7 protein-coding genes and 2 pseudogenes are annotated in these 12,210 nt (G+C 69.8%); 5 read left to right on the top strand and 4 right to left on the bottom strand.

Features of this window, described 5'->3' with window-relative positions; genetic code table 11:
* Together ACWCRD_RS26740 and ACWCRD_RS26735 are read left to right on the top strand one after the other, a co-directional pair.
* A partial coding sequence (locus tag ACWCRD_RS26740) for an aldo/keto reductase (protein WP_450968298.1) occupies positions 1 to 384 on the top strand: 384 nt, incomplete at its 5' end.
* Positions 385 to 412: 28 nt separating this feature from the next.
* Entirely contained in the window at positions 413 to 3,565 is a 3,153-nt protein-coding gene (locus tag ACWCRD_RS26735) for an RICIN domain-containing protein (protein ID WP_450968297.1), read from the top strand.
* Between the two features lie 236 nt (positions 3,566 to 3,801).
* Here ACWCRD_RS26735 and ACWCRD_RS26730 read toward each other — a convergent pair.
* Positions 3,802 to 5,037 (bottom strand): annotated as a pseudogene (locus ACWCRD_RS26730) (aldehyde dehydrogenase family protein); the annotation flags it as partial.
* Here ACWCRD_RS26730 and ACWCRD_RS26725 point away from each other — a divergent pair.
* Positions 5,037 to 5,177 (top strand): annotated as a pseudogene (locus ACWCRD_RS26725) (AraC family transcriptional regulator); the annotation flags it as partial. The pseudogenes ACWCRD_RS26730 and ACWCRD_RS26725 overlap by 1 nt on opposite strands.
* A 42-nt stretch (positions 5,178 to 5,219) precedes the next feature.
* Here ACWCRD_RS26725 and ACWCRD_RS26720 read toward each other — a convergent pair.
* Positions 5,220 to 6,692, bottom strand: a complete 1,473-nt coding sequence (locus tag ACWCRD_RS26720; RefSeq protein ID WP_450968296.1) for an APC family permease — start codon at positions 6,690 to 6,692, stop codon at positions 5,220 to 5,222.
* A gap of 54 nt (positions 6,693 to 6,746) precedes the next feature.
* Complete coding sequence (locus tag ACWCRD_RS26715; protein ID WP_450968295.1) at positions 6,747 to 7,472, bottom strand: FadR/GntR family transcriptional regulator; 726 nt, start codon at positions 7,470 to 7,472, stop codon at positions 6,747 to 6,749.
* A gap of 180 nt (positions 7,473 to 7,652) precedes the next feature.
* Here ACWCRD_RS26715 and ACWCRD_RS26710 point away from each other — a divergent pair, with 180 nt between their 5' ends.
* A complete protein-coding gene (locus ACWCRD_RS26710; protein WP_450968294.1) occupies positions 7,653 to 9,068 on the top strand; it encodes an amino acid permease in 1,416 nt (471 codons plus the stop codon).
* Positions 9,069 to 9,142: 74 nt separating this feature from the next.
* On the opposite strand, the gene ACWCRD_RS26705 is transcribed toward ACWCRD_RS26710, so the two are convergent.
* On the bottom strand, positions 9,143 to 11,044 hold the full coding sequence (locus ACWCRD_RS26705) for an ABC transporter ATP-binding protein (protein WP_450968319.1): 1,902 nt from the start codon (positions 11,042 to 11,044) through the stop codon (positions 9,143 to 9,145).
* A gap of 165 nt (positions 11,045 to 11,209) precedes the next feature.
* Here ACWCRD_RS26705 and ACWCRD_RS26700 point away from each other — a divergent pair, with 165 nt between their 5' ends.
* A complete protein-coding gene (locus ACWCRD_RS26700; protein ID WP_450968293.1) occupies positions 11,210 to 12,199 on the top strand; it encodes a lysylphosphatidylglycerol synthase transmembrane domain-containing protein in 990 nt (329 codons plus the stop codon).
* The last annotated feature ends 11 nt before the right edge of the window (positions 12,200 to 12,210 follow it).

Below are 12,210 nucleotides of genomic sequence, written 5' to 3'. Positions count from 1 at the left end.
GGCAAGAGCGTCGTCGCGGTCGGTGTCTTCAACTCCGGCCTGCTCTCCCGCGACCACCCCGCCGAGGGCATGAAGTACGACTACCAGGACGCCCCGACCGACCTGGTGCGGCGGGCGTCGGCCATCGCCGAGGTCTGCGAGCAATACGGCACCACCTTGCCCGCCGCCGCCATCGCCTTCCCCTCCAGGCATCCCGCCGTCGTCAACGTCACCCTGGGCATGCGCACCGCGGAACAGGTCCGGCGCAACGTCGAACTGCACGCTCAGCGCGTCCCCGAGGGCCTTTGGGGCGAGTTGCGTGCGCAGGGCCTGATCAGGGCTGAGGTGCCCACCGCGAGCGGCGACGGCCGCCTGCCCTCTAATCCCCCAGAGCCGACGCACTGAGTGTCCGCACCCACCATGGAGCCGCCGCATGTACGCCTGTACGACCATCAGAACCAGGAGGGGCAGACAAGCGGCCGCCTCCCTCCGCCGTCTCCTGCCGGCAGCGCTCGCGACGGCTCTCTCCGCCGTCCTGCTGACCTCCCTCACCACGCCGACCCCCGCCTCGGCCGCCACTCAGGCGACGTACTACGTCGCACCGAACGGTGACGACTCCCACGCGGGGACGATCTCGGCGCCGTTCAAGACCCTGCAGCACGCGCGGGACGTCGTACGCACGGTCAACAGCAACATGACCGGAGACATCAACGTCTATCTCCGGGGCGGCGCCTACCCGGTGAGCAGCACCATCAACTTCACCTCGGCCGACTCCGGCACGAACGGCCACCGCGTCGTCTACGCCGCCTACCCGGGCGAGAAGCCGGTCCTGGACGGTGGCGTCCAGGTGACCGGCTGGACACAGCACAGCGGGAACATCTGGAAGGCCACGCTCAACCGCGACAACAAGCTCCGGGCTCTCTACGTCAACGGCAAGCGCGCCCAGATGGCCTCGAAGACGATCACCTCGGCCGGCTGCTACGCGAACTACCCGTTCCCGTCCCCCATGCCTTCCTGGGCCTGGGACGGGCCCAGGACGACGTGTGATCAGATCAAGTACCGCCTCTCCGACCTGCCTGCCATCGCGTCCAACCAGGACGACGTCGAGATCAGGACGGCGACGACCTGGACCACGGCGATCGTGGGTGTCAGCCAGGTCACCACCAGCTCGGACGGCGCCAATCGCGTGGCCAAGCTCCAGGAGCCGGGTGCGGCGATAGCCCAGGCCGCGTACAACGGCAACTTCCAGTCCACCGGTACCCAGACGTTCATGAACGCGTACGAGTTCCTGGACCAGCCGGGCGAGTTCTACTTCGACAAGTCCACCCACACGCTGTACTACTACAAGGCCGGCTCCGACGACATGACGACGGCGCAGGTCTTCGCGCCGAGCAACGTGTCCACCCTCATCAAGATCGCCGGCACGTCCACGACCGACCACGCGAAGAACATCACCCTCTCCGGGCTCACGGTCGAGCACTCCGACTGGAACCTGACCAATGTGGCGGGTTCCGTGTTCCGGCAGGGCCAGCAGGGCAACGCCAGCACGAACGTGTACACGACGAAGAACTTCCACGCCTACTCGTACCGCAACGTCGACCTGCCGCCGGCGGCCGTCCAGATCGAGAGCGCCGACGGGATCGTCCTGCAGCGCAACACGGTGCAGCACACCGGCGCCGACGGGATCACCCTGGCCAACGACGTGTCGAACTCGCAGTTGACCGGGAACCTCACCAATGACATCGCCGGATCCGCCATCACCGTGGGACACCCTCAGCACGTGTACATCGGGACCGCGGACCCCGACCCGGGGGACCCCCACGAGAAGTACCCGGTGAACGTCGAGGGCGTCTGCAAGAACATCACCGTCACGGACAACTACCTCTACGACAGCGCAGTCCTGTTCCAGGGTTCCAGCCCTGTGTCGGCGTACTTCGCCGACACCCTGGACCTGGAGCACAACCGGATCGAGAAGTCCCCGTGGGCGGGCATCACGCTCGGCTGGGGATGGGACAACTTCGACGGTACGCCGAACAGCAACGTCATCTATCCCGGGCACCCGACCACGACGGCGAGGAACAACACCGTCAAGTACAACGAGCTCATCGACACCATGCAGGTGCTCTTCGACTCCGCTCCCATCTACACGCTGGGCAGCCAGCCGGGCACCGAGATCAGCAACAACTTCATCCAGGGTGAGCCGGCCGGCAAGAGGTACGGAATCCACCCCGACGAAGGCTCCGCCTACATCAACGAGCACGACAACGTCCTCGACGTGGACCCGAACGTCATGTGGGTCATGAACACCGGCACCTGGGGCCGACAGAACCACCTGACCGTCACCGACAACTACGGCCCCCGCAACACGATCTTCAGCAAGAGCGTCACGAGCAGCACCATCGACAACGTGCGCGTGTACGCGGACAACGTGTGGCCGTCGCAGGCGTACGGCATCGCCGTGCGCGCGGGTCTGGAAGACGCCTACAAGGACATCGTCCCCGCCGCCGACACGACCCAGCAGGACTACGCGCTGCCCGCCGGCGTCTTCACCGGCAAGGGCGACGTGACCGTTCCGGTGCGCAGCCCGGGAGACTCGACCAAGACGCTCTGGCTGGCTCCCTCCGGCACGACGACCTTCGCCACCGGTCCCACCATGACCAGCGCGAGCGGCACCGCGACGAGCATCAGCGTCCCGCAGACGGCGGGTGACTACCACCTGTACGTCGTGGACGCCCAGGGCAAGGCCTCCGCCGCGTCGAAGGCGCTCGTGCGGCAGCGCTGGAGCTACGTGGACGACAAGGCGGCCGGCGTGACCTACTCCGGCACGTGGTCGAACTGGAACGACACGAAGGACATCAACGGCTCGGAGAAGTTCACGAGCACCGCGGGCAACTACGCCGCGTTCTCGTTCACCGGCTCGGGCGTGCGCTATCTCGGCATGACGCAGCCGAACATGGGCAAGGTGGACGTCTACCTCGACGGCACACTCGCCCAGGCGGGCATCGACGCCTATGCCTCCACGGTGACGAAGCAGGTGCCGCTGTTCGAGAAGACGGACCTCGCGGCGGGCCCGCACACGATCAGGGTGGTGTGCACCGGCACGAAGAACTCCGCCTCCTCCGGCACCGTCTGCGCACTGGACGCGTTCGCCTCCGTCGCGTTCCCCGCGACCAACGCCAACTACAAGATCATCAACAGGAGCAGTTCCAAGACGGTCGATGTCTCGGGCGGGTCGATGTCCGCCGGAGCCAACGTCATCCAGTGGACCGACACCGGAGCCGTGAACCAGAACTGGCGCTTCGTCCCGGTGGGCGACGGCAGCTACGAGATCGTCAGCCGGAACAGCGCCCTGCTGATGGACGTCAGCGGTGGCGCCACCACGGAGGGCGCGTCCATCGTCCAGTCGTCCGACAACAACGTCGCGGACCAGCGCTGGACACTGGTGCCCGCCGGAACCGGCTACTACAAGATCAAGAACGTGAACAGCAACAAGCTGCTCGACGTGTCCTCGGGAGGCACCCAGCTAGTCCAGACGACGGACGCGAACGCCGGCAGCCAGCTGTGGAAGGTCGTGAACGTCGACTGATTCACCAGAGAGGCGAAGGGCGTGCGCGACGGTGCCGACGAAGGAGGCCGGCACCGTCCCGCGGACATCAGGCATCCGTGAGTCCAGGCCCGGCCGGTGTCGCCTCGCTCGGCAGGAACCGCCGGTTCCCACCCAGCTCTCCTGAACTCGGTCCTGCATACGGCCGCCCGTCGGCAGCCCGATCTCCCGGGAGCCACGGCGGTTGCGCGTGCGGCGAGCTTCCGAAGCCAGTGGGATCAGCGGGTGCGGATCCAGACCGTCTTCTCGCGGGTCCACTGGTCGAAGGCGTTGGTCGACTTCTCCACTCCGCCGAAGCCGGACTGTTTCCAGCCGCCGAAGGGGGTAGAGATGTCGCCCTCGCTGTAGGCGTTGACGGAGACCACACCGGCCTGGATGCCGCGTCCCAGTCGGAGGGCGGTGTCGAGGTCGCGGGTCCACACCGAGGCGGCGAGGCCGTATTCGGTGGCGTTCGCCAGGTGCAGCGCCTCGGCTTCGGAGGTGAAGGTCTGGACGGTGACGACCGGGCCGAAGAGTTCCTTGGTGAGTACGTCGCTGCCTTCGGCGGCGTGGGTGATCACGGTGGGCGGGTAGTAGGCGCCCCGCTGGGGCAGGCCATGCGGCAGGCCTCCCGTGTGGATACGGGCTCCGTCGGCCCGGGCGGCCTCCACCGCCGCCGCGACCCGGTCGAAGGCCGTCCGGTTGATCAGTGGGCCCAGTTGCGTGCGAGGGTCCGCCGGGTCGCCGATGACCAGGCGTTTGGCGGCGGTTGTGAAGCGGTCCAGAACCTCGTCGGCGATGCTGTGGTGGACCAGGACGCGGGAACCGGCCGTGCAGTTCTGTCCCATGGTCAGGAACGCGGCTTCGGTCATGTGGTCGATGAGTTCGTCGCCGTAGGAGAGGGCGTCGGCCATCAGTACCTGGGGGCTCTTGCCGCCCATCTCCAGCGAGACGCGTTTGAAGTTGCTGTCGGCCGCGTCCTTGAGGATGCGGCGCCCGGTGTCGGTGGAGCCGGTGAAGGAGAGGGCGCCCACGACGGGGTCGCGGGCCAGGGCGGTGCCGGTGACGGAGCCATGGCCGGGCAGGACCGTGAGGACCCCCTCGGGCAAACCGGCCTCGGCGGCGAGTCGGGCCAGGTGCAGGGCCGAGCGCGGGGTCGCCTCGGCGGGCTTGACCAGCAGGCAGTTGCCCGCGGCGAGCGCGGGGCCGACCTTCCACGCGGTCATGGCCAGCGGGTAGTTCCAGGGCAGGATCGCCGCGACCACCCCGACCGGCTCCCGGGTGATGAGGCCGAGGCCGTCCGGCCCGCCGGGGGCGACTCTGCCGAACACCTTGTCGGCCGCTTCGGCGAACCAGCGGATCGACTCGACGGCACCGGGTACGTCTCCGGTGAGGCACTCGGTGATCGGCTTTCCCGCGTCCTCGCTGTCCAGCCGGGCCAGGATCCCGGTGTCGCGTTCCATCAGGTCGGCCAGTCCTACGGCGCCCGGAACTGACGCTCCGTGACATCACCCGCCAGGCGGGCTTCGCCGACGTGAGCGCACTGCGACGGGCGGTACGCCGATGGCACGACCTGACCCCGCTCGAGCTGCGCGCCGGCCTGCTGGAGCGGTAGCCGCCGACCGGCCCGACTGCTCGGACCGGGCCGAGAGCAGCCTCACTCGGCGTCGGCGACGACCGAGCCGACCCGTTCGGCCAGGCCAGGATCGCGGCGGACCAGCAGGGTCGCATAGCCGATGGAGAGCAGCAGGGCGGCCAGCGCCGCGACGGGGAACCAGTTGTACGGCGCGGGCTGGCCGGGCTTGGCCAGGTAGTACAGCGGGACCAGGATGGCGAGCGCGCCGAGGGCGGGCAGCACCAGGTGGCGGCCGGTGCGGAACTCCTGTGGCCGGTAGCGGCGGTAGTACAGCGGCAGGGCGATGTTGGACGCGAGGTAGACCAGCAGGATCAGGATGGAGCCCAGGCTGGAGGACTCGGTGAAGAAGACGACGGGGTTCATCGGACCGCCGTCGGCGCCCAGCAGATGGCCCAGGCCCCAGCCGCCGATGATCAGCAGGGAGATGGCGGCGAAGGTGACGATCGCGTTGTTCGGCGTACGGCGGGTGGGGTGGACGTAGCCGAAGAACGACGGCAGCAGTCCCTCACGTCCGGCGTTGAACACCAGACGCGCCTGGGAGTTGATGCCCGCGATCAGCACGCCGAGGGTGGAGGTCAGACCGCCGAGGTAGGCGAGGAAGGCCAGCGCGCCGAGGGTGTGGTGGGCGACGTCGATGAACGGGATGCGTGCCGCGCCGAGCCGGGCGACGTCGTAGTCGAAGCCGGTGACCGTGGCGTAGGAGAAGAGGATGTAGCTCACCGTCATGATCCCGATGGAGGAGAACACGGCGCGGCCGACGTTGCGCCGGGGGTTCTCCGTCTCCTCGGCCAGGGCCGCGGAGTTCTCCCAGCCGATGAAGAGGTAGACCGCGAGGGGGAAGCCCGCCGCCAGACCCCTGAGGCCGTGATGGATGTGGTCGGGCAGGAACGGGGCGGCGGAGAGGTTGCCGCGGTGTTCGACGAGGGCGGCGACCGAGACCACGGCGAGGACCAGCATCTCGACGCCGAAGAAGTAGCCGGCCCACTTGGTGGAGACCACCACGCCGCGCAGCATCAGCACCACCGCCAGCCCGGTCAGCAGCAGTGTCCAGATGATCCAGGGCAGGTCGACGCCGGTGTAGTGGTGCAGGGTGATCTGCACGAAGCCGCCGGAGATCGCGATGACGGAGGCCATCGCGATGATGTAGCCGAGTACGGCCAGCAGGGCGGTGGTGACCGCGCTGACCGGCCCGAAGGTCTTGCCCACGAAGGTGATGAAGCTGCCCGCCGAGGGGTGGGCGCGAGAGAACTGGGCGAGCGTGTTGCCCAGCAGGGCGACCGCGACGCCCGCGGCGAGGATGGTCAGCGGGGACGCCACGCCGGCGGTGGTGGACAGGAATGCGAAGCCGAAGAAGAAGCTCATGGCCGGGCCGACGTTGGCCATGGTGGCGGCGGCGATGTCGGCCATGCCGAGCACGCCGCCGCGCAGCCGCTGGGGCGTGCCGCCGACGGCGCCCGGCATCGGCGGCGGGCCGACGGCTTTGGGGTCGGGCATGGCGGCGGCTCCTTCTGATCCGGTGCGGCGGTGCGAGCGGTGCGCTGCGGGATGTCAGCCGGGGTGGGTGTTGTGGTGTGCCTTGACGGCCTGTACGGCGGGGTCCAGCGCGCCGCGGCCGAGTTCGGTGAGCAGGTCGGCGTGGCAGCGGTTGCGTGCCCGTACGACTTCGAGGTCCGGGGCGGGCTGGACCAGGCACAGCCTGCCCAGGAGGTCGGCGGTCAGTTCCCGGACGCCCGCGCCGCCGAGGGCCTCGGCGAGGTCGAGGTGGAAGCGGGTCTCCAGCATCAGCAGATGTCCGGGGTCGTCGGTCAGCTCCATCTCGTCGACCAGCTCCTGCAGGCCACCCAGTCGGTCGGCCGGGACCTCGCCCGCGGCGTGGGCCACGAGGCCGCACTCAAGGAGCAGGTGGAAGGCGCTCAGCGAGGCCGCCTCGCCCTCGTCGTACAGCGCCGGGACGATCGTGTCCCAGCCCTGGGCGACGAAGGTGCCGCCGGTCCGGCCTCGTCGGCGGTCGAGCAGTCCGTCCTGGCACATGGCCTCCAGCGCGCGCCGCACGGTGATCTCCCCGATGCCCAGTTCCTCGGCCAGCACGCCGGCGTCCGGCAGCCGGTCCCCCGGCGAGACGGAGGTCAGACGCACCTGCAGGGCGATCCGTGAGCGGACGAGCTCCGCGCCGGTCTGGCCGCGGCCGGGCAGCACTCGGGCGTCGTGCACACCGGCGGCCGACGCCGGTGCCGGCTGGCCGTAGGGCCCGAACTTGCCCGCTGCATTCACCACGACGTCACCTTAACGGCCTGCTGAGCGGGGGTTACGGCGGGCGGCGGAGCAGGGTCCTGTGCGCGCTCGGATGCATGCTCGGAAAATAGAGCATGGTGAACAGTTAAACAAGACTGTTCTTTTGGATCGTACTGAACTAATTTCCCGGTCACCGTCCCCGCTCCCCTTCATGGATGTGTGATGACCTCAACGATCACCCAGAGTCCGCCCTCCGAGCCCGGCCTCAAGGCCGGCCTGAAGAACCGCCATCTGTCGATGATCGCCATCGGCGGTGTCATCGGCGCCGGCCTGTTCGTAGGCTCCGGCTCCGGCATCGCCGCCGCGGGCCCCGGCATCCTCATCTCCTACGCCCTGGTCGGCGTGCTCGTCGTCCTCGTCATGCGGATGCTGGGCGAGATGGCCGCGGCCAACCCGACCTCGGGCTCGTTCTCCGCCTACGCCGACCGGGCGCTGGGGCGCTGGGCCGGCTTCACCATCGGCTGGCTGTACTGGTTCTTCTGGGTCGTGGTGCTCGCCGTCGAGGCGACCGCCGGTGCGAAGATCCTGGCCGGCTGGATACCGGCGGTCCCGCAGTGGGGCTGGGCGCTGATCGTCATGGTCGTGCTGACCGCCTCCAACCTGGCCTCGGTCAGCTCCTACGGCGAGTTCGAGTTCTGGTTCGCGGGCATCAAGGTGGTCGCCATCGCCGCGTTCATCGTGGTGGGCGGGCTCGCCATCTTCGGTCTGCTGCCCGGCTCCGACCACCCGGCGTCCGGCTTCTCCAACCTGACCGGCCACGGGGGCTTCCTGCCGCACGGGCCCGGAGCGATCCTCACCGGCGTGCTGATGGTGGTCTTCTCCTTCATGGGCAGCGAGATCGTCACGCTCGCGGCCGGCGAGTCCGCGGACCCGCAGGGCGCGGTCACCAAGGCCACCAACAGCGTGATCTGGCGTATCGCGGTGTTCTACCTGGGCTCGATCCTGATCGTGGTGTCGCTGCTGCGCTGGGACGACCCGGCCATCCTCAAGGACGGCTCCTACGTCGCCGCGCTGAGCTCCATCGGCATCCCGCACGCGAGCCAGATCATGAACGCCATCGTGCTGACCTCGGTGCTGTCCTGCCTCAACTCCGGCCTGTACACCGCCTCGCGCATGGCCTTCTCGCTGGCCCGGCGCAGCGACGCCCCCGCCTCCTTCGGCCGCACCACGAAGCGCGGTGTGCCGCAGGCGGCCATCCTGGCCTCGGTGGTCTTCGGCTTCGTCGCGGTCGCCTTCAACTACCTGTGGCCGGACACGGTCTTCCAGTTCCTGCTCAACTCCTCCGGTGCGATCGCCCTGTTCGTATGGCTGGTGATCTGCTTCTCGCAACTGCGGATGCGCAGGATCATCGAGCGGGAGACCCCGGAGAAGCTCGTTGTCCGCATGTGGCTCTACCCCTACCTGACCTGGGCGACCATCGCCCTGATCACCTTCGTCCTGGGCTACATGCTCACCGACACGGCCGACGGCGGCGGACGCGACCAGGTGGTCCTGTCCACCCTGGTGGCACTCGGCGTGGTCGCCTTCGCGCTGGTCCGCGAGCGGCTGGGGCGCAAGCAGGACGCGCTGGTCCCGTAGGACGGGCCTGCCGGTCCCGTACGACAACGGAACCCCGGGGGCGGCAACACCGCCCCCCGGGGTCGCCGCGTCTCCTACGCCACCGCCTCCCCGGCGGCGGCGATCCCGCCCGCCTCCGCCGCCCGCTCCTCGAACTGCGTCCGGTACAGCTCCGCGTACCGCCCGCCTGCCACCAGCAGTTCCTCGTGCGTGCCCCGTTCCACGATCAGCCCGCCCTCGATCACCAGGATCACGTCAGCCGCCCGCACCGTGGACAGCCGGTGGGCGATCACGACCGCGGTGCGGCCCTCCAGGGCCTCGGTCAGCGCTTCCTGTACGGCGGCCTCCGAGGTGTTGTCGAGGTGGGCGGTGGCCTCGTCGAGGATGACCACGCGCTGGCGGGCCAGGAGCAGCCGGGCGATGGTCATGCGCTGGCGCTCACCGCCGGAGAGCCGGTAGCCGCGCTCGCCGACCACTGTGTCGAGACCGTCGGGCAGGGACCGTACGAGATCGTCGAGGCGGGAGCGGCGCAGGGCGTCCCACAGTTCCGCCTCGGTGGCGGTGGGGGCGGCCAGCAGGAGGTTGGCGCGCACCGTGTCGTGGAAGAGGTGACCGTCCTGGGTGACCATGCCGAGGGTGGCGCGCAGGGAGGCGGCGGTCAGGTCGCGGACATCGCTGCCGCCGACGCGTACGGCGCCCCCGTCGACGTCGTACAGACGCGGAAGCAGTGCGGCGATCGTCGACTTGCCCGCGCCGGACGAGCCGACGAGCGCGACGGTCTGGCCCGGTTCGGCGCGGAACGAGATGCCGTGCAGGACCTCGGCGCCGCCCCGGGTGTCCAGGCTCGCCACCTCCTCCAGGGAGGCCAGGGAGACCTTGTCGGCGGACGGGTAGGCGAAGCGGACGTCGTCGAACTCGACGGAGACCGGGCCGTCGGGCACGGTGTGCGCGTCGGGCTTCTCCTCGATGAGGGGCTTGAGGTCGAGCACCTCGAAGACCCGCTCGAAGCTGACCAGGGCGCTCATCACCTCGACGCGCGCCCCGGCGAGTGAGGTGAGCGGCGCGTACATGCGGGTCAGCAGCAGCGCCAGCGACACGACCGCACCCGGCTCCAGGCTGCCGCGCAGCGCGAACCAGCCGCCGAGACCGTAGACCAGGGCGAGGGCCAGGGAGGAGACCAGGGTCAGGGCGGTGATGAACACCGACTGGGCCGTCGCGGTGCGCACGCCGATCTCCGCGACCCGGCGGGCACGGGCCGCGAACTCCACCGACTCCTCCTCCGGCCGCCCGAAGAGCTTGACCAGCGTGGCTCCCGGGGCGGAGAACCGCTCGGTCATCCGGGTGCCCATCGCCGCGTTGAGGGTGGCCGCCTCTCTCTGCATACGGGCCATGCGGCTGCCCATCCGCCGGGCGGGGATCACGAACGCCGGCAGCAGCACCAAGGCGAGCAGGGTGATCTGCCAGGACAGCGTCAGCATGACGGCGAGAGTGAGCAGCAGGGTGACCAGGTTGCTGACCACTCCGGACAGCGTGTTGCTGAACGCACGCTGGGCGCCGATCACGTCGTTGTTGAGACGGGAGACCAGCGCTCCCGTACGTGTGCGTGTGAAGAACGCGACCGGCATCCGCTGCACATGATCGAACACAGCCGTGCGCAGATCGAGGATGAGTCCCTCCCCGAGCGTCGCCGAAAGCCTCCTGCCGAGGATGCCGAGGGCCGCCTCCGCGACCGCGATGAGCGCGATGAGCAGGGCCAGACGTACGACCGTGCCCTCGTCGTGACCCGACACGATCGCGTTCACGACACGCCCGGCCAGTACGGGCGTTGCGACGGCGAGCAGCGCGGTCACCACCCCGAGCAGCACGAACTGCGCCATGCGGGCACGGTGCGGGCGGGCGAAGGCGGCGATGCGACGCAGCGTGTCGCGCGCCAGGGGGCGCCGCTCCTGCTCGGCGTTCATGACACTGTGCAACTGCATCCAGGCTGTGGTCTCCATGCTCATGAGAGAGACCGTAGGACCTCAAGCTTCGTTGAGGTCAATGTTTTCCTGACGTCCCCCGCGAAGGACCCGATGACCGTACGCAAGCCGCTGTCCCCGCTTCAGCCGCTGTCCCCGCTTCCGCAACCCGCCGTTGGCACGGCCTGGAAACCCTCTCCGGATGTGACTGCGGTACACCTTCCCCAAGGGCCACTCCCACGAGGACGATTCCCCCGACGCGTCCCGGCCCGCGTGCTCCGGCAGATCCTGTGCCTGCTGCCGCTGCTGCTCGTGTCCGTCGTGGCCGTGCAGCACCGCTCGGTCCTCGTCGAGGGCTTCGCTCATCTGCGGGCCGCCGAGTGGCCCTGGCTGCTGGCGGCGGCCGGCGCCACCTGTCTGACCTGGGTGGCGGCCGCCTTCACCCGGCAGGGCGCGGTCGTCGACCGGCTGCCCCGGCGGCGGCTGCTGGCCACCCAGTTCGCGGCGGGTTCGGCCAACCACCTGCTGCCCACCGGCCTTGGCGCGGGCGCGGTCAACCTGCGGTTCATGACCGTGTGCGGCATCCCGCTCGCCCGCTCCTCGGCCGCGCTCGCCCTGTATCTGCTGGCGGAGACGGTCGCCCGGCTGAGCCTGCTGGCCGGGCTCCTGCTCGCCTTCCCGGGCGCGCTGCGCTTCGGCACACTGCTGCCCGACGGCGCGGTGGGCCCGCTGCTGCTCGCCGTCGCCGGGGCCGTCATCGGGGCGGCGGCCGTCCTGGTTCTCGTACGACGGCTGCGCACGGCCGCCGTGTCCTTCCTGCGCACGGCGCTGTGCGAGCTGCGCTCGGTGCACACCCGTCCGTCCCGGGCCCTCGCGCTGTGGGGCGGTTCGCTCGCCTTCCCCGCGCTGCAGGCGGCCGGGCTGGTCCTGGTCGGGCTGTCGCTGGGGCTGCCGGTACCGCCCGTGCACATGGCGGTCGCGTATCTGGCGGCGACGGTCGCGGTCGCACTGGTGCCGACGCCGGGCGGGCTCGGCTCGGTGGAGGCGGCGCTGGTCGTGGCGCTGGTGGCCGCGGGCGGCCCGGTGGCCGTGGCGACCGCGGTGGTGCTCGCCTACCGGATCATCACGGTGTGGCTGCCGCTGCTGCCGGGCGCGCTGACGCTGGGCGCGCTGGTCCGGCTGAAGGTGATCTGAGCCGCCTCCCG

The organism is Streptomyces sp. NPDC002092 (assembly GCF_053593775.1).
Note: the sequence above shows the minus strand (reverse complement) of the source record. Positions and strands in the feature narration are given on the sequence as shown.